General features: G+C 65.3%; 17 protein-coding genes. 10 read left to right on the top strand and 7 right to left on the bottom strand.

All coding sequences use genetic code 11. The annotated features are described in order from the left end of the window. Positions 1 to 74 precede the first annotated feature (74 nt). From KF708_05160 to KF708_05125, 8 genes are all read left to right on the top strand, one after another. Positions 75 to 2,342, top strand: a complete 2,268-nt coding sequence (locus tag KF708_05160; protein MBX3412087.1) for a hypothetical protein — start codon at positions 75 to 77, stop codon at positions 2,340 to 2,342. Between the two features lie 39 nt (positions 2,343 to 2,381). Continuing rightward, positions 2,382 to 4,148 carry a hypothetical protein gene (locus KF708_05155; GenBank protein ID MBX3412086.1) on the top strand — a complete coding sequence of 589 codons (1,767 nt, stop codon included), beginning with the start codon at positions 2,382 to 2,384 and terminating at the stop codon, positions 4,146 to 4,148. Beyond that, complete coding sequence (locus tag KF708_05150) at positions 4,145 to 5,236, top strand: hypothetical protein (GenBank protein ID MBX3412085.1); 1,092 nt, start codon at positions 4,145 to 4,147, stop codon at positions 5,234 to 5,236. Before KF708_05155 ends, KF708_05150 begins: the two co-directional genes overlap by 4 nt. A 31-nt stretch (positions 5,237 to 5,267) precedes the next feature. Further along, complete coding sequence (locus KF708_05145) at positions 5,268 to 6,482, top strand: NPCBM/NEW2 domain-containing protein (GenBank protein MBX3412084.1); 1,215 nt, start codon at positions 5,268 to 5,270, stop codon at positions 6,480 to 6,482. Beyond that, positions 6,479 to 8,317: a trypsin-like peptidase domain-containing protein gene (locus KF708_05140; protein ID MBX3412083.1), complete on the top strand. Its 1,839-nt coding sequence runs from the start codon at positions 6,479 to 6,481 to the stop codon at positions 8,315 to 8,317. Before KF708_05145 ends, KF708_05140 begins: the two co-directional genes overlap by 4 nt. A 3-nt stretch (positions 8,318 to 8,320) precedes the next feature. Further along, the gene (locus KF708_05135; protein MBX3412082.1) at positions 8,321 to 9,385 is read left to right on the top strand and encodes a trypsin-like peptidase domain-containing protein; all 1,065 of its coding nucleotides are present in this window, start codon (positions 8,321 to 8,323) and stop codon (positions 9,383 to 9,385) included. Beyond that, complete coding sequence (locus KF708_05130; protein MBX3412081.1) at positions 9,382 to 11,376, top strand: PDZ domain-containing protein; 1,995 nt, start codon at positions 9,382 to 9,384, stop codon at positions 11,374 to 11,376. The genes KF708_05135 and KF708_05130 overlap by 4 nt, the downstream gene beginning before the upstream one ends. A 239-nt stretch (positions 11,377 to 11,615) precedes the next feature. Next, complete coding sequence (locus KF708_05125; GenBank protein ID MBX3412080.1) at positions 11,616 to 11,930, top strand: hypothetical protein; 315 nt, start codon at positions 11,616 to 11,618, stop codon at positions 11,928 to 11,930. Between the two features lie 183 nt (positions 11,931 to 12,113). Here the strand turns inward: KF708_05125 and KF708_05120 are convergent, their stop codons facing one another. Beyond that, complete coding sequence (locus KF708_05120; protein MBX3412079.1) at positions 12,114 to 13,412, bottom strand: Gfo/Idh/MocA family oxidoreductase; 1,299 nt, start codon at positions 13,410 to 13,412, stop codon at positions 12,114 to 12,116. 261 nt (positions 13,413 to 13,673) lie between these two features. On the opposite strand from KF708_05120, the gene KF708_05115 reads away from it, so the two are divergent. Continuing rightward, entirely contained in the window at positions 13,674 to 14,978 is a 1,305-nt protein-coding gene (locus KF708_05115) for a Gfo/Idh/MocA family oxidoreductase (protein ID MBX3412078.1), read from the top strand. Between the two features lie 156 nt (positions 14,979 to 15,134). Continuing rightward, a complete protein-coding gene (locus KF708_05110) occupies positions 15,135 to 16,817 on the top strand; it encodes a glycosyltransferase family 39 protein (GenBank protein MBX3412077.1) in 1,683 nt (560 codons plus the stop codon). Here KF708_05110 and KF708_05105 read toward each other — a convergent pair. Genes KF708_05105 through KF708_05080 form a run of 6 tightly spaced genes read right to left on the bottom strand, consistent with a single transcriptional unit; the run spans position 16,792 to position 23,164 of the window. Then, the gene (locus KF708_05105; protein MBX3412076.1) at positions 16,792 to 17,529 is read right to left on the bottom strand and encodes a class I SAM-dependent methyltransferase; all 738 of its coding nucleotides are present in this window, start codon (positions 17,527 to 17,529) and stop codon (positions 16,792 to 16,794) included. The genes KF708_05110 and KF708_05105 overlap by 26 nt on opposite strands. A gap of 33 nt (positions 17,530 to 17,562) precedes the next feature. Then, entirely contained in the window at positions 17,563 to 18,672 is a 1,110-nt protein-coding gene (locus tag KF708_05100; protein ID MBX3412075.1) for a polysaccharide deacetylase family protein, read from the bottom strand. Continuing rightward, a complete protein-coding gene (locus KF708_05095; protein MBX3412074.1) occupies positions 18,641 to 20,527 on the bottom strand; it encodes an NAD-dependent epimerase/dehydratase family protein in 1,887 nt (628 codons plus the stop codon). The genes KF708_05100 and KF708_05095 overlap by 32 nt, the downstream gene beginning before the upstream one ends. Beyond that, positions 20,524 to 21,603: a DegT/DnrJ/EryC1/StrS family aminotransferase gene (locus tag KF708_05090; protein MBX3412073.1), complete on the bottom strand. Its 1,080-nt coding sequence runs from the start codon at positions 21,601 to 21,603 to the stop codon at positions 20,524 to 20,526. The genes KF708_05095 and KF708_05090 overlap by 4 nt, the downstream gene beginning before the upstream one ends. Continuing rightward, on the bottom strand, positions 21,600 to 22,160 hold the full coding sequence (locus KF708_05085) for an N-acetyltransferase (GenBank protein ID MBX3412072.1): 561 nt from the start codon (positions 22,158 to 22,160) through the stop codon (positions 21,600 to 21,602). Before KF708_05085 ends, KF708_05090 begins: the two co-directional genes overlap by 4 nt. Beyond that, positions 22,157 to 23,164: a Gfo/Idh/MocA family oxidoreductase gene (locus KF708_05080; protein ID MBX3412071.1), complete on the bottom strand. Its 1,008-nt coding sequence runs from the start codon at positions 23,162 to 23,164 to the stop codon at positions 22,157 to 22,159. Before KF708_05080 ends, KF708_05085 begins: the two co-directional genes overlap by 4 nt. Positions 23,165 to 23,303 lie beyond the last annotated feature (139 nt).

Here is a 23,303-nt window from a genome sequence, read left to right as displayed (position 1 = left end):
CCGCACCATCGTAGAATTGCGGTAGCACGAACCTGGCCGCAGATCAGCAGTTCCGACGAGACTCCAAAACCGGCATGGCGCGCAGTACCAACGAGCATCGGCTACCGGGCGACGTAGGCCACTTGCTGGCCGCGGTGCGCGCCCAGATCAGCCGCTACGTGTGGCTCGAAGGGCTGGGGGCCACGTGCGGGGCGATCGGCCTGGCCTTTTGGGTGCTGCTGGCCATCGACTGGACCTTCGAGCCGGCCGCCTGGATCCGGCTCGGGCTCTTGTTCGTGGCCCTGGCCGGCGTGGGCTTCGTGGCCTATCGCCGCCTGCTCTCGCGCGCGTTCGTGCGGTTTCCCGATCGCTCGCTGGCACTGCTCATCGAGCGGCACTTCCCGCAGTTCCACGATAGCCTGGTCACGGCCGTCGAGCTGAGCTCGCCCCAGGCGTCGGCCGCCCCGATCGATGCCGAGATGCTGCAGCGTACCTGTCGCGAGGCTCAAGCCCTCGCGCGCGGCGTGGACGTGCGCGCCGTGTTCGATCCGGCGCCGCGCAATCGAGCGCTCGCCGCGGGGTCGCTGGCACTCTTGTCTCTGGCGATCTTCGCCCTGCTGGCGGCCGGCGAATTGGGGGTCTTCGCGCGGCGCACCGTGCTCCTCTCCGACGAGTTGTGGCCGCGGCGAACGCATCTCGAGATCGACGGTTTTCCGGGGGGCATGGTCAAGGTGGCTCGCGGCGGCGACCTCGATATCGTCGTCAAGGCCGACACGAAGATGGTGGTCCCCTCGGTGGTGCAGGTGCGCTATCGCAGTTCCGAAGGGGTACGCGGCTGGGCGAACATGAGCCGCCAGGGAGAGGCGCGCACGAGTCAGGATCCTTTCCAACAATTCGCGCACAAGTTTCAGGGGCTGCTAACACCGCTCGAATTCGAGGTCCTCGGCGGGGACGATCGCCTCCGCGATCTACGCATCGAAGTCGTCGATAGTCCCTCGATCGCCGAGATGTCGCTCGACTGCGTGTTCCCCGCGTACACCCATCGCCCGCCGCGCGTCTTGCCGGTGACGGGCGTGATGCAGATCCCGCGCGGCACGGAGATTGTCGTCCGCGCGCGGGCGAACAAGCCCCTGGTGCGGGTCACGGTCGAGGAACCGGTGGCGGGGGATCCATCAACGGGGGGCGCAGGACTGCTCGCCCGCGATGTGGGCGTCGATCGGGACGATCCTCGCGCCTTTGCCTTCCCCTTGGGACGCCTCGACAGCAACCGTACGTTGATGGTGACCTTGGACGATCAAGACGGCATACGCAGTCGCGAACCGGTCCGGCTGGCAATCACCGCCGTGCAGGATGAAATTCCGCGCCTGGCCGTGCGCCCGCGTGGCGTGGGGACCTCGGTCACTCCCGCGGTGCGTATTCCCATCGTGGGCGAGATCAAAGACGACTATGGCATCGCCCGGACCTGGATCAATTACGTGATCGATGAGCGACCGGCGGTGGAACAGGCCTTTGCCAAGCCGCCGCGCGAGCGCGCGGAGCTCTCGGTGGAAGAAACGCTCGATGCGGGGCCTTTCGAATTGCAGCCCGGGCAAAAGCTGGCCCTGAGCGCGCATGCCGCCGACACGTTCGCCCTGACCGAGACGCCGAATATTGGTACGAGCGAGCGATTCGAGTTCGAGATCGTCACGCCCGAGCAACTCTTGGCGCTGCTCGAATCGCGCGAGTTGAACTTGCGACGGCGCTTCGAGCAACTGCTGGATGAAGTCACCGAGTCGCGCGATTCGCTGCGCGACATCACGTTTGCCGAAACCGCGTCGGCCGCGGCCACCACGGACGATGCGACTGCCGCGGAACCGGCTGCCGAGGAAGTTGAAGAGCCGGTCGGGGACACCCCCGAGCGGAGTGCGGAAAGGCGCAAGATTCGCACCGAGCGTGCGATCCAGAATGGCCGCAAGAACGCCAGCGAAACGCGCGGCGTGGCCGTGGCTTTTACCGACATTCACGAAGAATTGACGAACAATCGCGTCGACACGCCCGAGATGATGAGCCGCCTGATGGATGGCATCGCTCGTCCGTTGACGCGCGTGGCGGACGAGATGTTTGTCGAGCTCGATCGGCGCCTGCTCGATCTGCAACGCGACGTGGACAACGCGGCCACGGGGCCCGAGCGACTGGCAGCCGCCGAACAGCAGGCCGACGCGATCCTGCTCGAAATGCAACGTGTGCTCGACAAGATGCTCGAACTCGAGACCTTCAACGAAGTGGTCGCCATGCTGCGATCGATCATCGACGAACAAAAAGACGTGAACGAAGCGACGCGCGACCTGCGCAAGCAGAAGGTGCGTGACCTGCTGGACGATTAGGACCGGCATCTGCCGGACACCGCGTGTAGGATGGAAACGATGCAGAACATGCGCACGATGGCCATGGCTGGGATGCTCTGCGGCGCCACCTGCTGGTGTTCGATCACCGTGCGCGCGCAGGAGGTCCAGCCCCAGCCTGCCTCATCCACGGAACAGGAAGGTGCCAGCACCGCGCCGGCCAAGGCCAACAATCTCGCCACCTTGACGGCCGAGCAGCAACAACTCGCCGCCAAATACAAGCGGTTCGAAGAGGTGCTGCTGCGGCTGGCGGAGCTCACCGCGGGAGAAGATCCGGAACGGGCCGCCCTGCTCCGCAAGGCGGTCTCCCAGAGCAAGGATCGCCTGATCGGCCTGCAGTACGAACGCCTCATCGAGATCCTCGAGCAGGATCGCCTCGCTAATGCCATCACCAATCAGGGAACGATCGCGACCGATCTCAACGCGCTCCTTGAATTGCTGTTGAGCGAGGATCGCGCCAAGAAGATCGACGAAGAAAAGAAGCAGCTCGAGGCCTACATCAAGGAAGTCAACGAGCTCATCAAGACACAGAAGTCGCTGCAAGCGCAGACCGAAGGTCGGGGCGACCCCCAGAAGCTGGCCGAACAAGAGGGAAGCCTTGCCGATCGCACGGGGAAACTGGCGGGAGACATGAAGTCGACCGGCGAAGCGGCGAAACCGAACGAAGCCGAATCACAAGAAGGCACGCCCGGCAGCAAACCGGGTGAGGGGCCCATGCCCGACGAGGAGGAACGTCCGGGCGCCCCCCCAGCGGGTGACGCTTCGGGCGAACCGAAGGAGTCGGGCAAACCATCGTCCCCCATGGGAGATCAGGGCGAACCTCAAGAGGGCCAGTCCGGCGAACCGCAAGAAGGAGCATCGGGGCAGCCCCAAGAAGGCCAACAGGGACAGCAAGGCCAACAGGGCGAACAGGGCGAACAAGGAGAATCTCCGCCGTCGGGTCAGCAACCTTCGTCTGAACAGCAACAGAAGACAGCTCCGGCGCAAGAGCGACTTCAGGCGGCGCAAGAGAAGATGCGCGAGGCGCAGAAGAAACTCGACGAGGCGAAACGGAGCGACGCACGCGACAAGCAGGAGGAAGCCCTGGCCGAGCTCGAGCGCGCCAAGGCCGAGCTCGAAGAGATTCTCCGCCAACTGCGCGAGGAAGAGCAGAAGCGCATGCTGGCGATGCTCGAGGCCCGCTTCCGTGCCATGCTGGCCGAGCAGATCGAGATCTACGAAGGGACGCTGCGGCTGGACCGCACGCCCGAACAGGCCCGCTCGCGCGGCTTCGAGATCGAGTCGGGCCGCCTGAGCCGCCGCGAGTCGGTCCTGTCCGGCGAAGCGGAAAAGACGCTCCACCTGCTGACCGAGGAAGGGTCGGCCGTCGCCATGCCCGAGGCGGTCATGCAGATGCGCGACGACATGGAGCAGGTGGTCGTGCGGCTCGGTGGCGCCAAGGTCGACGAGCTGACGCAAGGCATCGAGGAAGACATCATCGCCGCGCTGGAAGAAATGCTGGCGGCCATCAAGAAGGCCCAGCAGGAGCAGGAACAGAAGCAATCGCAGCCGCCTCCGCCAGCGGGTGAGCCGGGCGAGCCCCCCTTGATCGATAAAATCGCCGAACTGAAGATGATTCGCTCGCTGCAGCTCCGCGTGAACAAGCGCACCGAGCGTTATTCGAAGCTGGTTGACGAAGAAGGTCAGACCGAACAGGCCGAATTGCTCGAGGCCTTGCTCGATCTCGCCGCCAGGGAACAGCGCATCCACAAGGCCACGCGCGACATCGCTGTCGGGAGGAACCAATGACCGCGCTGCGTCGCCTGCAAACGTGCCGGTTGGCTTGGTGTGCCTTGTTTGTCGCCCTGCCCCTGCTAACGGTCTCGGGCCAGGACATGGCGGCTGATCCCTTCGCGCCGACGGCCACGCTCTACACGCCCGCGCCAGAAGAAGTGCGCGCCCAGGCGTTCGCCTGGCTGACCGAACAAGAGGCTACGCCCGAGATCCTCTCCGCCGCCGAGCGCATCTGGGATCCGAGACACCTCGAACCGACGGGCGCGGCGTTGCTCGATCGGCTGGCCGAAACCGTGGCCTTGGTCGATCCGCAGGCACGCGAGCTGGTCACGCTCTGCTCCATGCCTCGCACGACGACGTTGCTGCCCGCGGGCGAGTGGTTGCACGACGACAGTCGCCCGGCGTTCGTGCGCGATAATCTCCGACTGCTGTACGGCCGGTGGCTCTCGCAAGAGAGTCTCTACGACGAGGCCCTGCGTCAGATCGGCGAGCTCTCGCCCGAGCAGGTGGTCGATCCGGCCACGCTGCTGTTCCATCAGGCGGTGGCCTATCACCGCCTGGTCGAGCAGGAGCCGGGCATGCAGGCACTCACTCGCCTGCTCGACGACGTGGGAGACGCGCCGGAACGCTATAAGACCGTGGCCACGCTGATGCGCGAAGATCTCGCGGCGGTGGAGGTCGATTCGCTCGATCACATCGCGCGCCGCATGGACGACATCCGCCGCCGGCTCGAATTGGGCCGCGCCGGCCAAAAGGTGCTCGACGTCGAAGATGGTGTGATCGAGTCGCTCGACAAGCTGATCGAAGAACTCGAAAAACAGCAGCAGCAACAACAACAGCAACAGCAATCTTCGTCGGGCGGCGCTCCTTCGAGCACGCCGATGCAGGATAGTCGCATCGCAGGCGCCGCGGGCAAGGGTGACGTCACCAAACGCGACATCGGCAGCGGCGACGGTTGGGGGGCGCTCCCCCCGAAAGAGCGCGAAGAGGCCCTGCAGCAGATCGGCAAGGATTTTCCGCCCCATTACCGCGATGTAATCGAACAATACTTCCGCAAGCTGGCCACCGAGCAAGCGGATGGCGCACCGCTCGAGACTCCGTAAAGACACAGTAACTTCAAGGAACTCAACCGCGATGTGGGCCCTGGTACTCATCACGCAGCTTCTGGCGGCGGCGCCCCCCGAGGCCGAGCTGCAAACGCTCTCTGGCGAAACGCTGCACGGCCGGCTCACCGAGCTCAGCCGCGAGCGCATGCTCTTCGCCACGCAGGACGGTCCGAAGACCCTTCGTCCCGACGACGTGCTGCAACTGAGCTTCGCACCCGTCCACAAGCCGACGAACAGCGTCACGCGGGCCGGGGCGAACAAGGTCTGGGTCACCTTGGCCGATGGCTCGACTCTGGTCGGTAGTGAATTCGCCTCGGCAGACGGTCAGGCGAGCCTCACCACGACCGACGGCGCCACGATCGGCATGGCCACATCGGCGATCGCCGTAGTTCGCCTGCGCGCGCTGACCGAAGCGGCGGCGGAACAATGGACCACCATTCTCGAAGGTGAGCACGCCTCCGATCTGCTCGTGGTGCGCAAAGACGATGCCATCGACTTTCTCGAAGGCGTGATTCGCGACGTCGACGCCGAGAAAGTCCACTTCGAGCTCGACGGCGAGATACTGCCCGTCAAACGCACGAAGCTCGATGGTTTTGTCTACTACCATGCGAATCGGCCCGATCTGCCCAACGCGGCGTGCCGGGTCACCACCACGGACGGCGCGCAGCTCGCCGCTCGGGCGGTCCATCTCGGTGATGATACATGGCAGGTGACGACGCGTGGCGGCCTGGAGCTGACCTTACCGCTCGGGGCGATCGCACGGCTCGATTACTCGCAGGGCAAGGTCGTCTACCTGAGCGATCTCGACTGGGATGCGAAGCGCTCGCGCTGGGAACCCTACTTCGGTCAGTTCGCCGCCGAGTCGGCGCTCGAGCAATTCTATGCGCCCCGCCGCGATCGGGGGTTCGAATCTCCGCAACTCGTGCTGGGGGGCACTCTCTTCACCAAGGGCCTGGCCCTGCGGAGCCGCACCGAGCTCGTCTACCGCCTGCCCGACGATTTCCGCCGGTTCAGCGCCAGCTTGGGAATTGACGATGCCGTGGGGAACGCGGGAGACGCGCACGTCACGATTCGCGGTGGCGACCGCGTGCTGTTCGAAGGAGACGTGGTCGGCGGCGCCGAGCCCTTGCCGCTCGACCTCGACGTGCAGGGCGTACGCGAGCTGACGATCCTGGTCGACTACGGCCGCGACGGCGATGTCGCCGACTATGTGAATTTCTGCGATGCGAAGGTGATTAAATGACGCGTGTCGCCGCGATTGCAATCGTCTGCCTGGCGTGGACGTGTCTGGCCACGCGAGTGGCGCGGGCCGTCGACCCGGCCGTGCTGGCGGCCGAGCAGGCGCGCGTCGACGCGATTGAAAGCGTGCGCCCCACGGTGCTGGCCGTGTTTCCCGCCGCCGGCGAAGGGGGGGGCTCGGGGGTCGTCATCTCGCCCGACGGCTACGCCCTGACCAACTTCCACGTGGTGAGCGGCTCGGGCAGCCATTTCAAATGCGGCATGGCCGACGGCAAGTTGTACGACGCCGTGCTCGTGGGGCTCGATCCCACCGGCGACATTGCCGTGCTGAAGCTCTTCGGCCGCGACGATTTTCCCGCCGCGAGAATGGGAGACAGCGATACGCTCCGCGCCGGCGACGAGGCGCTCGTCCTGGGCAATCCTTTTCTGCTGGCGACCGATTACCAGCCGACCGTGACGTATGGCATCATCTCGGGCGTCCACCGCTATCAATACCCCGCCGGTACCGTGCTCGAGTATGGCGACTGCATTCAGACCGATGCCTCGATCAATCCGGGCAACTCGGGGGGCCCCCTGTTCAACGGGGCCGGCGAGCTCGTCGGTATCAACGGGCGTGGCTCGTTCGAGAAACGTGGCCGGGTGAATGTCGGCGTCGGTTACGCCATCTCGATCAATCAGATCAAGAACTTTCTGGGGCAGCTCAAGGGAGGACTCATCGTCGATCACGCCACGCTTGGCGCGGTGGTCTCGACCGATCTCGACGGACGGGTGATCGTCACCGACATCCTGCCGGACAGCGACGCCTATCGCCGCGGACTGAGATATGGCGACGAGATCGTCTCCTTCGCGGGGCGCACGATCACCACGGTCAACGCGTTCAAGAACGCGCTGGCGATCTTTCCTCAAGGCTGGCGACTGCCGCTAAGCTATCGCCGCGACGGCCGGCGTCACGACACGCTCGTTCGCCTGCGCGCCGCACACGCCCAGGGAGAGCTGGCGGAACTTGCCGGCAAGCAGGCCGAAGTCCCGGCGCCGCGGCCCAAGCCAGACGACGAACCGCGATCGCCTACGCCCGACGAACACGACCACCAAGAGGGGGACCGCCCGGCCGAGGACACGCCGCGCCCCAAGTTGCCGCCGCGCCTGATGCCGGTGCAACCGGGTCCCAAAAAACCGCCGCTGCCCGAGATCATCCGGCAGCATCTCGTCGAACGCCGGGGCTATGCGAACGCCTACTTCAACAAGTTGAACCTCGATCGCGTGTGGAACGCCTTCCTGGCCAGCGGCTCGTTCGAGGGTGCTGCTGGTCTCTGGACGATCGACGGAGAGATGGAAGGGGGGGGCGGAGTACGCCTGCAACTCGACGAGGTCAGCGTGCGGGCCACGGTGCCGGCCGGCGAGACATCGCTCGCCGCGGCCGACGATCTTTCACAAGCCCTCGATCCGCCCGGCAGCGGCGGCTTGCTCGCGGCGTTGCACCTGTGGCGACGTTTGCTGACGCAAGGCCCCGGCGATTTCGGCGCCCTGCATTACGATGGCGCCGCTCCGGTACTCGGCTCGGCGAATCTCGCCGAAGTGCTGCGCGGCACGTACGCGAACGTCGAGGTCACCTTCGCTTTCGATCCGACGGACGGCCGACTCCTCGCGCTCGAGATGTTTCCGGCCAACGACGTCGACCCCTGCGAGCTCTATTTCAGCGACTACCGCGAGTTCGACGGCCGGCGACTGCCGGGCCGGATCGAAGTTCGCCATGGCGACGAGGTCTACGCCGTGCTGCTGCCGGAGACCTATCGTCTCGAGGCCGCCTCCGCGGACGCCAAGGCCCAGGAGGTACCGTAGTCGATGCACGCGCCGAGTTCCTCGTTCGTCGTCCACGTCGCCCAATGGCGCGCCCTCTTGGTAGGGCTGTTGCTGGCCGTTTGCATGCTTTCCGGAACGGCGGTCGCGCGCGACCTGACCGAGGTGATCGAAGAGGCGCAGCCCAAGATCGTCAAGATTTACGGCGCCGGGGGCTTTCGCGGGCTCGAGGGCTATCAGAGCGGCTTTCTCATCTCGGCCCACGGGCACATTCTGACCGCCTGGAGCACGGTGCTCGATAGCGACGAGATCAAAGTCACGCTCGACGATGGGCGGCGTTATCAAGGCACGCTGGTCGGCGCCGATCCCGTTGCGGAGCTGGCGGTGCTCAAGATCGAAGCGGCCGATCTCCCCTGCTTTCCGCTGGTGACCGCCGTCTCGGTCGAGCCGGGCGCCCCGGTGCTCGCCTTTAGCAACCTGTTTGGCGTGGCGACGGGGGACGAACCGGTGAGCGTGCAGCGCGGTATCGTGGCGGCGAAAGCGCCGCTGACGGCGCGGCGCGGCACGTTCGAGAGCCCCTACCGCGGCATGGTCTACGTACTCGATACCGTGACGAACAACCCGGGGGGCGCGGGGGGCGCGCTCACCGATATCGAAGGGCGACTCGTCGGCATGCTGGGCAAGGAGCTGCGGCACGCGACGGCCAACACCTGGTTGAACTACTCGCTGCCGGTGGAAGAGCTCGCCGGTACGATCGACGAGATCATCTCGGGCAAGTTCGTCCGCAGCGCCGACGCCAAGACCGTAAAGCCGGCCGAGGCGCTGCAGCTCGCGGCACTGGGCATTCGACTGGTGCCCGACGTACTGCCGCGCACCCCCCCCTACGTCGACGCGGTCATCGCGGGCAGTCCCGCGGCGATGGCCGGCATCCGTCCCGATGATCTCATCGTGTTCATCGACGAGCGCCTGGTCGCCTCGTGCCAGTCGCTCGTCGACGAATTGTCGTACATCGAACGCCTGGCCGAAGTCGCCGTCACCTACAAACGCGGCAACGAACTGACGACGGTCAAACTACGTGGACAAGGAACCGCCCAGAGCGAGGCGCCATGATCTGTCACCGATCGTCCCCTTTCGTTCGCGGACTGGTCGCCGCGCTAGCCCTGATAGCGGGCACGCCCTGGGTGCCCTCGCGCGTGCTGCGCGCGGCCGAGGAGACTAATGTCGCCGCGCTGCGCCAGCAGGCGGTGCGCGACGCAGCGGCCGCCGTCGGCCCCAGTGTCGTGCGCATCGAGACGATCGGTGGACTCGAAAAAGTCGGCGACGTCCTCACGAGCACGGGCCCCACGACGGGGCTGATCGTGTCGCCCGACGGCTTCATCATCTCGAGCGCCTTCAACTTCGCGCAAAAGTCGAGTTCGATCCTCGTCACCCTGCCAGACGGCTCGCGCTCGCCGGCCCGGCTCGTGGCGACCGATCACAGCCGCATGCTGGTGTTGCTGAAGGTCGATGTCGAAGATTCGCTGCCCATGCCGGAGGTTGCGCCCCCCGATGCCCATCGTGTCGGCCGCTGGGCCGTTGCCGTGGGGCGCACGTTTGACGGCGACTCGCCGAACCTGTCGCTCGGTATTATCAGCGCCTTGGGCCGCGTCTCGGGCAAAGCCTTGCAGACCGATGCCAAGATCTCGCCGGCCAACTACGGCGGGCCGCTCGTCGATATCGAAGGACGCGTGCTGGGCGTGCTCGTGCCTCTCTCCCCCACCGAGTCGGGGAGCGTCGCCGGATTCGAATGGTACGACTCGGGCATCGGCTTTGCCATTCCGCTGGCGCACGTCCTGTCGGTCTTGCCGCGCATGGTCGACGGGCAGGATCTTCACCCCGGCCTGCTGGGGGTTTCCTTGGGGGGGGACGAAGAGAACGCCGAAGCCCCGCGCATCGCCGAGTGCCGCATCAATTCGCCCGCTGCCAAAGGAGGCCTGGCCGCCGGTGACGTGATCGTCGAACTCGATGGCAAGCCGATCGAGCGCGCCGCCGACGTGAAGAACGAGCTCAACCGCCTGTACGCGGGAGATAAAGTCCGTGTCGTCGTCCTGCGCGGCGAGGAACGCGTCGCCCGCGAGCTGGAGCTCGTCGCCCGTATCGATCCCTACGAGCGGCCACTGATCGGTCTGCTTCCCCTGCGCGGCGAGACGCCCCCGGCCGGCGGCGTGCCGGTGCGTTACGTCTTTCCGACCAGCGGCGCCGCGGCGGCAGGACTACAGCCGGGCGATATCGTCACGTCGATCGATCAGCAACCGGCCGCCGACGCGCAGGCTTTGCGCGTCGCCCTAGCCGATCGCAAACCAGGCGACACTGTAACTCTGGGCGTACATCGCGGCGCCGAGCAGCTTTCGTTCGAAGTGCGACTCACGCCGCAGCCCGAGTTCCTGCCCGAGTCGTTGCCCCCCGCCTCGGCCGCGCGGCAACCGGCCGGCGCCGAGCGTCCCGAATCGGGGCGCGTGCCGCTCGCCGTAGCCGGCTTCAAGCAAGAACCGCTCGTCTATCTGCCGGTGAACTACGATCCGGCGATTCCCGCGGGGCTCGTCGTGTGGCTGCGCCCCACCGGCCAGACGACCGATGACGAGGTGCTCGCCCGGTGGCAGAAGTTGTGCGACGAGTACGATCTCGTGCTGCTCGCCCCCGCTCCGCAGGCCGACGGGAAGTGGCAGCCCGCGGATCTCGAGTTCATGAGCAAGGCGATCGAAGCGCTGCGTGCGAATTATGCGATCGATGCCACGCGCCTGGCGGTGGCGGGCGAAAAGACCGGTGGCACGGCGGCCTTCGTGCTGGCCTTCCAAGCGCGCGACGCGGTACGAGCCGTGGGGGCGATCGATTGCCCGTTGATGGCCAAGCTCACCGACCATGAGCCGCTGCGACCGCTGTCGATCTATCTTGCTTCGGCCAGCCAAACGCCCTTCGCGGCCGCACAAACGAAGGCCATCGCCAAGCTGCGCGAGATGAAATTCCCCGTCACGGTGCAACCACTGGGAGAAACGCCGCGCGAGCTCACGGCCGACGAGTGGCAAGCCTTTGCCCGCTGGCTCGACTCGCTCGATCGCATCTAAGACGCAGCTTCGGTCTTTCTCGTTCGTCGCAGAGGCCGGAAGCTACGCAGACGGCCCTGTCCTCACGGTACTCCGTGTGGGCAAACGAGCGACGTCCTCGTCACGCGATACATGCCCTGGGTGTGAGGTCTTGCCCCCGCTACACTTCGTACCGGCAGCAGGCTGATACGATTCTTCCGTAAAATCCTTCCGCGTCTCCGCGCCTCCGCGTGAGACCCAGATCGTGGAAACCACGCGCGATGCATCGCCCAAGTGTCGGCATTTTGGCCCTGGTTCTGCTCGCGACGGGCACCTCGCTGTGGGCCTTCGGCGAAAACACCGATACCACGGCCGCTTGGGTGGCCGCCTGCTGGCGCATCGGGCTGGCGCTCGCGGCACTCTGGCTGGCGCTGCCCGACATGCGCCGCGTGCCCGTCTGGCTGCTCGCAGGTCTGCTCTTCGTCGCGCTCGTGGTGGCGCGCAATCCACGAATTATGCTGATCGCCGTGGGTGCGGCACTGGCCTTCACCGTGCTACGACCGTTCGTGCAGCGTGGGATGTCTGGACCGCGCTGATGTTCGTGGGCGAACGACAGCATCTGGATTTTGCGAACGCGCGGAGCATCGCGAGACTCCATGCAACGCGCATTTTCGTTTCTTTGTCAGGTACGGGGTACCTGACCACTTTCGATGTGACCAACTCGATCGGTTGTCAGGTACAGAGTACCTGACCTACATGGCGTCACACCCAGGTGCGATTTACACAAACGGGGTGCGGCCTGGCATGGCGACGGGGGCCACGGCCAGCGAGCCCCATTCGTAGGCCGTCGGCGTGAGGTCTTCGGTCGAATTGATCGCCTGATCCCAGGTGATCTCGCGACCCGTGTAGGTGGCCATGCGCCCCATGATGGCCAGCATGGTGCTGCGGGCCATGTAGACGCCGTTGTTGATCGGCTGGCCCGAGCGAATGCCGGCGAAGAGTTCGTCGTGCTCGGTCTGATACATGTTGTTGCGCGGGCCGCGGTAGCGCCATTCGTTCGGGCCTTCGATGCGGTTCTTCAGCACCGTGGCGCGCCCCTTCGTGCCAAGAATGTAGTCGTCGACATCCGAGGCACATCCGTCCTGCTGGCGGCAGAAGGCGAACAGTCGCACACCGTTGGCATACTCGTACTGCACGGCGTGGTGATCGAAGATATGGCCGTACTCGGGCTCGGTGCGAACCTGACGCCCCCCCAGGCCGACGCAGTAGACCGGCGGCTCGTCTCCCATGGCCCAGGCCGCCTTGTCGAGACTGTGGACGTGCTGCTCGACGTTGAAATCGCCCGACAACCAGGTGAAGTAGAGCCAGTTGCGGAGCTGCCACTCCATGTCGCTCCACTCGGGCTGGCGCGGCTTCATCCACAGACTGCCCGTGTTGTAGTTCTCTTGCATGGCCACGATGTCGCCGATCGCGCCATCCTGAATACGCTGCATCGTCTCGCGCACGCCGTTGTCGTAGCGCCAGCAAAGCCCGGAGACGATCGACAGATTCTTCTCCTTGGCCAGCTCGGCAGTGGCCAGCACGCTGCGAACGCCCGGGGCGTCGACGGCGACCGGCTTCTCGCAGAAGACGTGCTTGCCTTGCTCGATGGCGGCCTTGAGATGGGCCGGGCGGAAGTGTGGGGGCGTGGCCAGCACCACCACGTCGACGCCGCTGTCGAGCACCTTCTGGTAGGCGTCGAAACCGACGAAGGAGGTTTCGGGCGTGACGGCCACCTTATCGCCCGCCTCGCGACGAATGGTCTCGAGGCTGGCCTGCAGCCGATCGCCGAAGGCGTCTCCCATGGCGACGAGCTTCGTGTTCTTGTCGGCCGCCAGGGCCTGCGCCGCCGCGCCGGTACCGCGCCCGCCACACCCGATCAGCCCCACGCGGAGCACGTCGTCGCCACCGGCATGGGCGCTCCGGGCAAAGGACATCGAGCCGACGAGCGATCCCGTCACGGCCATGGCCGTCGAGCGGCGGAGAAAATCGCGGCGGTTCGGTTGGGGCGTGGCAGCGGCTTGATCTTGGGGGGGCATGTTGGGCAGGTCTCCCTGTCGAGGGGGAAAAAGCAGATCGGCGAGACTTGCATGATAACCGAAACTGCCCCGCGAACCCAAATCTGATACGCCAAGCAGCGCGGAATCGTTCTCGTCCGGCCGTGCCCGAACAGCCCGCCGTCACGAACCGTAAGATAGTTGCCACGGCCAGCTTGGCACGCTATCGTGGAGCCTTCTTTGCCCCCGCAAAAGAGCCCACCAACGCGCTCGCCTCCCACACCACCCTAGGAGCACTCGCTCATGTCCCAGCGTACAACTCGACGTCGTTTCATTCAGAGCACGGCCGTGACCGGCGTCGGCGTGTGGGTCGCTAGCCGCGCCCGCGCGGACGAGACCGAATCGGCCAACGAAAAGATTCGCTTCGCTTGCGTCGGCGTTGGCGGCAAGGGGACGAGCGATTCGGCCGATGCCGGCAATCATGGCGACGTCGTGGCGATCTGCGACATCGACGAAAAGCGTCTCGATGCCGCCGCCAACAAGTTCCCCGACGCGAAGAAGTACGTCGACTATCGCAAGATGTTCGAGGAGATGGGGGCGAACATCGACGCGGTGACCGTCAGCACTCCGGATCACTCGCATGCCGCGGCCTCGGTGATGGCGATGCGGATGGGCAAGCACGTCTACTGCCAGAAGCCGCTGACCCACTCGATCTATGAAGCCCGCACCATGGCGAACGTCGCCCGCGAGAAGGGGGTGGTGACGCAGATGGGCAATCAGGGCACGGCCGAGAACGGCGTGCGCAAGGCGGCCGCGCTCGTGCAGGCCGGCGCGCTGGGGGACGTGAGCGAAGTTCACGTCTGGACGAATCGCCCGATCTGGCCGCAGGGGGGCGAGGCCCCGAAGCCCGAGGCCGAAGTACCCGCCCACATCCACTGGGAGTTGTTCCTCGGCCCGGCAGCCTATCGGCCCTACGCCAAGGGCTATCACCCGTTCGCCTGGCGCGGCTGGTGGGATTTCGGCACGGGCGCCTTGGGCGACATGGCCTGCCACACGATGAACATGCCCTTCATGGCGCTCGATCTGCGCGATCCGATCTCGGTCGAAGCGAAGACCTCGGGGCACAACAAGCAGAGCTACCCGAAGAACTCGACGATCACCTACGAGTTCGCCGCGACCGACAAGCGTCCGGCCGTGAAGCTCTTTTGGTACGACGGTGGCAATCTGCCCCCGGCGGATCTCTTCGGCGAAGAGAAGCCGAAGAACAGCGGCTCGCTGCTCATCGGCAGCAAGGGCAAGCTCTACTCGCCTGATGACTATGGCGCCGAGTTTACGCTGCTCGGCGACGCCACCAGCCCGGAAGTGACCTTCCAGCAGTCGCCCGGCCACTTCACGGAATGGGTCGAGGGGATCAAGGGTGGTCCGAAGCCGGTGTCGAACTTCGTCGATTACTCGGGCCCCCTCACCGAGACGGTGCTGCTGGGCAATCTCGCCGTCTGGGCCGATGGCAAGAAGATCGAGTGGGACGCCGAGAAGATGGAAGCCAAGAACGCTCCGGAAGTGAGCGAGATCATCCATCGCGAATATCGCGAAGGCTACACGCTGTAGTCGCGCGTTCCGCACGCAAACTCGACAGGCCGCCGGCGCTCAGTCAACATGGGTAGCCGGCGGCCTTTTTTTGTAGTGGTCAGAGATCAGGGGTCAGTTTTGTTGACCGCGTCCACTGCCCACTGCCCACTGCCCACTGCCCACTGCCCACTGCCCATGTCCGACCGCGACGCGAACAAGACGCACAGCACGAAGCCAACGCAGGACTGGCTCGGTTGGCTGTTGCTCGGCGTCGTGCTGCTGTTGGTGATCGGCATTCGCTGGCGCACGCTCGATGCGCCGCTCGAGCGTGACGAAGGGGAGTACGCCTACATCGCCAGCCTCATGCTGCGCGGCGTCCCCCCGTACGCCGAGGCCTACACGATGAAATTCCCCGGCACGCCGGCCATGTATGCCGCCGCTTTCGCCATGTTTGGCGAGTCGACACGGGGGGTCCATCTGGGCCTGCTCGTGGTCAACGTCGCCACGATGGTGCTGATGTATTGCCTCGCGCGCCGCTGGCACGACGGCCCGACCTCGGCCGCCGCGGCGGCGGTCTATGGCTTGTGGTCGCTGACGCCCGGGTTGCAAGGGACCTCGGCCCACTCGGAGCATTTTGCCGTTTTCTTCGGACTGGCCGGCTATGCGGTGCTGGCTGCTGCCGTCGAACGTGCGACGTACTCCGGCGTGGCTTTCGCAGGGCGAGTCTTCGCCGGCGGATGGTTGTTCGGGGTGGCCGTGCTCATGAAACAGCAGGCCGCATTCTTTGTGGCCCCGGCCCTGCTCTATCTGCTCGTCGAGGTCTGGCGACGCACCGAATCTGGCAAGCCTCTCGCACGTGCGCTGACCGGGACGCTGGCCCTGGCGCTGGGCGTCTTCGTCCCCTTTGCGGGGCTGGTGGCCGCTCTGTGGCGATGGGACGTTCTGGAAACGTTCTGGTTCTGGGCGATCGACTACGCGAGCACCTACGGAGTTGGAAACCAGACACATTTTCGCACCATGCTCGGTATCGCCTACAACCAGGTGGGCAAGGCCTCGCTGCTGCTCGATGCCCTCTTTCTGTTGGGAATGGCATCGTTTGCCTGGAATCGAGAAAGTCGCCGCGGCGGCACGCTGGCCTGGTGTCTGCTAGCCGGCGGCAGCGTGGCCGTGATGCCTGGCCTGCGTTTCTACAACCACTACTTTCTGTTCCTGCTTCCGGCAGCCTCGATCTTCGCGGCTTTGGGCTTGATGTCGCTGGTGCGCTTGCTGGAAGCAGCGTGGACGGCACCTTTTCCACAGATGTGGCGTGCAGCATTCCTACTACTGGTGGTCGGCGGGATCGCCTGGGCGAACCGACTCCCCTGGTTTCAAAGCAGCATGGTGGGGTTGTCGCGCATCACGTACGGCAATAACCCCTTTCCCGAAGTCATCGAAATCGCCAAGTTCCTGCGGCACGTTTCGTCGCCCGGCGATCGGCTGCTAGTGTTTGGCTCGGAACCGGAACTGTACTTCCACGCGGGCCTGCCAGCCGCAACGAAGTACATCTACATGTATCCACTCGTCGAACGTCAGCCGTATGCAAAACAGATGCAGGCTGAAATGATCGAGCAGGTCGAACTCGCTCGTCCCGAGTATTGCGTGGCGCTGTACGTGACTCCATCGTGGGTCGCCGAAGCCGGAGCCCCGGATGAGATCTTCCGCTGGTGGAAGAACTACCGCCATGAACACTACGACCAGATCGGCGTGGCAGATATCCTGGGTCGACACGCCACGCATTACTATCTGGGCGAGCGTTGGCGCGACTACCAGCCGCAATCGAACGTCTGGATCGGGGTGTATCGCCGACGCGATCTCACACCCGCTGAGCCACGCAACTGAGCGTCACGCCCGCCGGCAGATTCACCACCCGCGACAGGCCATGCTCGAAGCGCATGGCCAGGTCGAGCGCGGCGTTCACTGGCCAGGCGGGCAAGGTACCGTCGTTGAAGTCGCTTTCCGACTTCTTGCTCGGCAGTACGCGGCGTGCAAGCCAGATGGGAGGCAACAAGAGCGAATTCCAATAGCTCAGGCGCACGATGCGGAAGCCTGCCGCCTCGAGCAGCGGTCGCAATCGCCCGGCCGTGAAACGCCGGGCGGTCATCACGGCGTCGTCGTGCGTGCTGTAGAGCGAGTCGTACGCGGGCAATTCGAGGAAGAGCATCCCGCGTTCGCGCAGCACTCGGTGGAACTCGTCGAGCGGACGCGAGACATCCTTGACCCAGGCATGGTAGAGGACGTGCGTGCTCAACACGGCGTCGAACGACCGGTCGTGCAACGGAATCGCCGACACGTCGGCCCGCACCAGGTTCATGAGTCCGCGCCGTCGACAGAACCGGAGGGCGTCGGGCGAATAATCGATGCCCACGGTCTGCGAGTTCTGGCCCAGACGAGAGAGATTCCCGCCGGTACCGCAACCGGCGTCGAGGATCGGCTTGTCCTGCCAGTCGGTCAGGTAGCGGTCGAGGTTGGCAAAGATGACGCGCCGCAGGGCGCGATACCACCAATGCCCCTCTTCCACGCGAGAGAGAACGTCGTATTCCTGGGTTTTCATGGCAAGTCTGGCCGCTGGCCAGGCGTTGGTGGATCAAAGGATGTCGAGCGATCCGGCCGGCCAGCTTTCGCTCTGGCGCAAGACATCGATCGGTCGCAAGACGGCCACATCCTGCTGCGCGGCCAGCCAATCGAGAAACTGCTCCAGCGCCCCCCCCAAGCGCCGTCCGCCGCACAGATGGGGCTCGGAGTGAACCGTCAGCACGGCCAATCCACCAGCCGCGCGCACGTAGGCACACTTCTCATGCCAGGCAGCCACGATGGCTCGCGGCGAGTACCCTACGTACGTCAGCGACGAGTCCATCGGCAGCGTGATGGGAATCTCCAGGCAGTCGTGTCCCGCGAAGGGAAACACCGTCGTGCAGCCGCGCGCGAATTCGAGGTCCGTATCGCATGTGCTCGAGTCGTAGGCAAAGTGGCGCCCCACGGCCTGAAGCATCCGGTGCGAACGCAGCAGCGATGGCGAACGAAACCCGACACCGCCGTAGGGCTCGATCGAATGCCGCGCCGCTATGAGCCGCTTTTCCATGACGTCGTTGGGCAGGTAGGCCAGCCGATTGTCGTGGACCACGTCGTGCGAGCCGATCTCGTGTCCCCGGGCCACCAGGTCGCGCACGATGCCGGGCTCGGCGAGGACCGCCTCGCCCACGATGTAAAAACAGCCGCGGTAGCCCCGACGTTCGATCGCGTCAGCCACGGGGATCGCGCGACGCAACCCGTGGTGAGAATCGACGTCGACCGTGAGTGAAGCTCCCCATGTGGCGGCAGGCCAGGGCTCGACCGGCAGTCGTCCTGTCAGTGAGCGCAATACATCGAGCCCGGGCGCAATGGGCCAGGGGGGAGACTGATGTCGGCGACGCCAGCGATTGCGAAAGTAGACCAGCTTGGCCCCCAGATAACGCATGCGCCCCGGTAGCCGCTGGTACGAAAAGGGGACGAAGCGCGTCTTGGCGGGCATGGGGCCCGTGAAGCTCTCGTCCGCCAAAATGCGCATCAGCTCGAGCGGATCGAAATTGAAGCTGGCTTCTCCCTGCTCGACCGAGACCGACGGCGCGACGCCATCCGGCACGGGCAGCGTGACCCGATGGCGGCCCAACCAATCGGGGCGTGCCTCAGGGGGCAGGTCCAGGTTTGCCCAACGCATGGGACACCTTCTCCGCGGTTGTCGCGCGTCGCGCCGCGCGTTCGATTCGTAGCAGCTCGCGCATCGTTCGCCAAATCGTGCGAATGCGTATGCCGGTCGGATGGCCCCACGTTCGCGGATGATGGGGCACGCGCACCTCGGTCACGCGATAACCGAGCGCCTGTGCCTTGACAACGATCTCGGCATCGACTGCGAAGCCCGCCGTCTCGATGTTGATCTGCGAGAGGGCCTCGCGTCGGATCATCTTCACCCAATTCAAATCCGACACCTGCAAGTGCAGGTGATTTCGCACGTACCAATTATAGACACGACTCACCACGCGGCGCGGCCAGGGATCGGCCCGATCGATGCGGACGCTGGCGATGATATCGGCCTCGCGCCGCGCGTCGAGAAAGAGCGCCAAGTGCTTGACGTCGAACTGATGATCCGCCGGCACGAGCACGACCCAGTTCTTCTGGGCGTAGCGGAAACCGGTCTTCTGGGCGCCGCCATAGCCGACGTTGAAGGGATGGTGGATCACCCGGACGCGCGGATGCGCCGCGGCCAGATCATCGGCGATGACACCCGTGCCATCGTGACTGCCGTCGTTGACGATGAGGATCTCGAAATCGTCGACCAGCTCCGCGACTTCGTCGAGGGCGTAGCGGACGATCGACTCGAGATTGCCGGCCTCGTTGAAAGCCGGGATAACGATCGTCAGGCTGTCGGGATCGGGAGTCGCCGCTGCCGGCGTCGCCGTCGCACGAGACCGCACGACGCCACTCTGTCGCAAGCCGGGCAACACCTCGGAGAAGTAATCGCGCACGTCCGCCTCGCCGCGGACCCAGTCGAGGTAGCGTGCGAGCCCCGTGCGCAGATCGACCTGCGGCGAGAACCCTAGCTGGCGAATCTTCTCGATATCGGCCACCACGTGCCGCGATTCGTTGGGACGGAATTCGTCGGGGAACTCGGCGGTCAGCTCGGGCAGGTTCAACAATTCGGCCAGCGTTTTGGCCACGTCGCCGATCGAGGTGCTCACGCCGGTCCCCACGTTGAAGACCTCGCCGCGCGATCCTTCGCTTTCGAGCGCCAAGACGTTCGCCCGGGCGACGTCCTGGACAAAGACGAAGTCGCGCCGCTGGCGACCATCCTCGAACAGCACCGGACGCCGGCCGGCAAGCAGTAGCGAGGAGAAAATCGCGATCACGCCGGTATAAGGATTCGTCAGCGATTGGCGCGGACCGTACGTGAGAAAGTAGCGCAACGCGCAGGTATCGATGTCGAACTGACGACCGAAGGAGAGCACGAGTCGCTCTTCGTCGTACTTCGAAATAGCATACGCGTTCTCGGGCGAAGGGGTCTTCGTCTCGGGCGTGGGGACCGACTCGAGCGCGGCGCCGCACTGCGGGCACTTCGGCTCCCATTCGCCACGTTCGAGCTGCTCGACGGCACGCACCGCCCCGGCCTGCGGACCGCAGGCCGCACAGCGGTAGCTGCCTTCGCCATAAATGGCGACCGACGACGCGACGACCACCTTCTTCAACCGGTGCCGCCGTTCGGCCACGAGTTCCAACAGATGGGCGGTGCCGATCGAATTGGTTTGGAAGTAGCGAGAAAGCTCGGGCGTGAAGCCCCCCGTCGCCGCCAGATGGATGACGCCATCGACTCCGTGCAGGGCGCGGGCCACGTCGTCGATGCGCCGCACGTCGCCATAAATGAACTCGGCCTGGGGGGGTACGTGCCGCGGGACGCCCCCCGCGTGCGTCGGCTGCTCGAGATTGTCGAGCACCCGCACGCGGTAACCGCGCTCGAGCAGCAGATCGACGGTGTGCGAGCCGATGAAACCCGCGCCGCCGGTGACGAGGATCTTTCTCATGTCGACTTCCCCCAGCGGTGAAAGACCTCGATCACGTGTTGTTGCGCCTCACGCGTGAGGTGGGGATGAAGGGGCAGAGAAAGCATCTCGCGCGACATACGTTCGGCCACGGGGAGGCTGCCGGGCTTGTAGCCTAGCGAGGCAAAGCACGGCTGCAAGTGCAGCGGACAGGGATAATGGATGCCGGTCTCGATGCCCGCCTCGGCCATGCGCTGCTGCAGTTCGTCTCGATTGGCCACGCGCACCACATATAGGTGGTAGACATCGCCCGGCAATCTGGGTGGGCGGCCAAACCGCAGATGCTCGTCGTAGAAAGCGGCCGCCGCGCGGCGGCGATCGTTCCAGGCGTCGAGACAACGCAGCTTGACCGACAAAACGGCGGCCTGCAGGGCGTCGAGCCGGGCGTTGTACCCCAGGTGGTCGTGAATATAGCGGGCACTTTGTCCGTAGTTGCGCAGGGCACGCAGACGCGTGGCCAACGCGTCGTCCGAGGTGACGATGGCGCCGGCGTCTCCCCAAGCCCCCAAATTCTTCGCCGGATAGAAGCTGAAACAGGCGGCGATGCCCTGGTTGCCTGCGGTAAGCGATTGTCGCCGTGCCCCCTGTGCCTGGGCGGCATCCTCGACGATCGGCAGATTCGCCGCCCGCAGCGGAGCGACGTCGCCGAGGCGCCCGTAGAGATGCACCGGTACGATGGCCCTGGTCCTGGCAGAGACCGCGGCCAGGGCCTGCTCGGCGTCGATGAGCGAATCGTCTTCGCGGCAGTCGACGAAGCGCGGCGTGGCGCCGAGCGCCGTCACGGCCATGGCGGTCGCGGCGAAGGAGTTCGTCGGCACGATGACCTCGTCGCCCGGCCCGATCTCCAAGGCCTCGAGGGTCAGCTTGAGCGCTTCGGTACCGCTGGAAACACCAATCCCCTGCCCCGCGCCGACGTAGGCGGCGAAGGCGCGTTCGAAGGCGTCGACCTCGGGCCCCAGGATGAAACGCGAGCTCTCGACGACGCCGCGCACGGCCGCGTCGAGCTCGGCGCGAAGCTCGGCATGGGCCGCGGCAAGATCGATCAATGGCACGTTCATCCCACCCGCCTTGCCGGCGATCCGACGACGGTGGCGCCAGCTTCGACATCTCGCGTGACGACGCTGCCGGCGCCGACCATCGCACCGCGGCCAATGGTGACGCCGGGAAGAATCGTCGCGCGCATGCCGATCTTTGCCCCCGCGCGAATGATCGGCCCGCGCAGATTGGATTTATCGATCGGATACTTGTCGTTCGCGGTCATCGCGCCGGGGGCCAGGAAGACGTCATCCTCGACCACGGTGAACTGCGCGAGGTAGACGCCCGTGTGTACCAACACGCGCGAGCCGAGGCGGCAGCCATAGTCGATGACCGAGTTGCTCCAGATGCGGACATGATCGCCGATCTGGTTCTCTTCACGGACGATCACGTGGTGTCCCGTGGCAAAATGATCGCCGATGGTCGATCCCTCGTAGAGCACCGTGCCGCTGCGCAGCCGCGCGTATGCCCCCAGGATCAAGGGGCGCCGTTCCGCCAGTCGCTCTGCCAGGTAGCCGAGCAACACTCCGTCATCGCGCCGCAGGCCCTCGCCCGTGCGAACTAGAGATCCATCGGTCATACGCGCACCTCGCGGCCGCGCGCGGCGAGCGACTCGGAACAGGCCTCGAGCACGCGTACGACGTTCGCGCCGCTCGTCCCGTCCGAGATGGGGCGCGTTCCCGTCTCCAGGCATTCGAGGAAATGCAGGCACTGATTCTTCAGCGGTTCGCGCATGTCGATCTTCGGGCTGACGATGTCGCCGGTGGTGAGCAAATAGCGGAACTCGCCAAACGAATCGGTGCGTTTGTCGGTCGAGATCCCCTTTTCGAACACGCGCACCGTGTCGAGGCTGTCGGTGTCGTCGAATTCGATCGTCCGCTTCTCGCTGACGACGACCATCTGGCGAATCTTGCGGGCGTTGAGCCACCCGACCTGGACGCTGCCCAGAATCCCGCTGGGATAGAAGAAGTGCATGAAGGCGACATCTTCGAGATGATCGCGCAGATATTTGCGGCCGACGACGCTGACGGCCTCGGGCTCCTCGCCGAGCAGATACGAAAAAATGGCGACATCATGCGCGGCCAGATCCCACATTGCCCCCACGTCGTCGCGGATGTAGCCCAAATGGTGCCGACGCGATTCGAGATAGTACAGCTTGCCCGTGGCCGGTTGCTGGATCAATTCGCGGATCTTGCGCACGGCGTCGTTGTATAGATAGGTGTGCCCCACCATGAGCACCCGGTTCTTGCTCGCGGCCAGTTCGGCCAGCCGCCGCGATTCGTCGCTGACCAGCGTCAGGGGTTTCTCGACCAGCAGATGCTTGCCGTGCTCGAGCGCCGACGTCGACAGGCGAAAGTGGCTGGCCGCCTCGGTTGCGATGACCACCGCATCGACTTGCGGATTGGCGAGCACGGGTTCGATCTCGGCCGTGGCCCAAACGCCCGGATAGCGTTGCGCCATGCGAGCCAGCGTCGCCGCGTCGCGATCGACGACTGCCACGACGCGCGCGCCGGCAATCTCATGGAAGACGCGAACGTAGTTCGCTCCCCAGCGACCGCAACCAATGACGGCAATACCCGGCATCGAGGCAACAACTCCCTTGTGACGACGAACGTCGACAGCCGCGCCAGTGGGACGTGCGCGCGGCCCTGGTCTCGACACGCAGCTCCTGCGTGGACGGCAGCTTGTCGGCGGCCGTCGGACGTTACGAAATGAGTTCCCC

The organism is Pirellulales bacterium, assembly GCA_019636335.1.
Lineage (GTDB): Bacteria > Planctomycetota > Planctomycetia > Pirellulales > JAEUIK01 > JAHBXR01.
Note: the sequence above shows the minus strand (reverse complement) of the source record. Positions and strands in the feature narration are given on the sequence as shown.

Excerpts from the sequence above, each read along its gene's own strand:
- KF708_05100 (MBX3412075.1), bottom strand. The coding sequence starts at position 18,672 with ATGCGTTGGGCAAACCTGGACCTGCCCCCTGAGGCACGCCCCGATTGG.
- KF708_05115 (MBX3412078.1), top strand. The coding sequence starts at position 13,674 with ATGTCCCAGCGTACAACTCGACGTCGTTTCATTCAGAGCACGGCCGTG.
- KF708_05150 (MBX3412085.1), top strand. The coding sequence starts at position 4,145 with ATGACCGCGCTGCGTCGCCTGCAAACGTGCCGGTTGGCTTGGTGTGCC.
- KF708_05155 (MBX3412086.1), top strand. The coding sequence starts at position 2,382 with ATGCAGAACATGCGCACGATGGCCATGGCTGGGATGCTCTGCGGCGCC.
- KF708_05110 (MBX3412077.1), top strand. The coding sequence starts at position 15,135 with ATGTCCGACCGCGACGCGAACAAGACGCACAGCACGAAGCCAACGCAG.
- KF708_05125 (MBX3412080.1), top strand. The coding sequence starts at position 11,616 with ATGCATCGCCCAAGTGTCGGCATTTTGGCCCTGGTTCTGCTCGCGACG.
- KF708_05160 (MBX3412087.1), top strand. The coding sequence starts at position 75 with ATGGCGCGCAGTACCAACGAGCATCGGCTACCGGGCGACGTAGGCCAC.
- KF708_05130 (MBX3412081.1), top strand. The coding sequence starts at position 9,382 with ATGATCTGTCACCGATCGTCCCCTTTCGTTCGCGGACTGGTCGCCGCG.
- KF708_05145 (MBX3412084.1), top strand. The coding sequence starts at position 5,268 with ATGTGGGCCCTGGTACTCATCACGCAGCTTCTGGCGGCGGCGCCCCCC.
- KF708_05140 (MBX3412083.1), top strand. The coding sequence starts at position 6,479 with ATGACGCGTGTCGCCGCGATTGCAATCGTCTGCCTGGCGTGGACGTGT.
- KF708_05105 (MBX3412076.1), bottom strand. The coding sequence starts at position 17,529 with ATGAAAACCCAGGAATACGACGTTCTCTCTCGCGTGGAAGAGGGGCAT.
- KF708_05090 (MBX3412073.1), bottom strand. The coding sequence starts at position 21,603 with ATGAACGTGCCATTGATCGATCTTGCCGCGGCCCATGCCGAGCTTCGC.
- KF708_05120 (MBX3412079.1), bottom strand. The coding sequence starts at position 13,412 with ATGCCCCCCCAAGATCAAGCCGCTGCCACGCCCCAACCGAACCGCCGC.
- KF708_05135 (MBX3412082.1), top strand. The coding sequence starts at position 8,321 with ATGCACGCGCCGAGTTCCTCGTTCGTCGTCCACGTCGCCCAATGGCGC.
- KF708_05085 (MBX3412072.1), bottom strand. The coding sequence starts at position 22,160 with ATGACCGATGGATCTCTAGTTCGCACGGGCGAGGGCCTGCGGCGCGAT.
- KF708_05095 (MBX3412074.1), bottom strand. The coding sequence starts at position 20,527 with ATGAGAAAGATCCTCGTCACCGGCGGCGCGGGTTTCATCGGCTCGCAC.
- KF708_05080 (MBX3412071.1), bottom strand. The coding sequence starts at position 23,164 with ATGCCGGGTATTGCCGTCATTGGTTGCGGTCGCTGGGGAGCGAACTAC.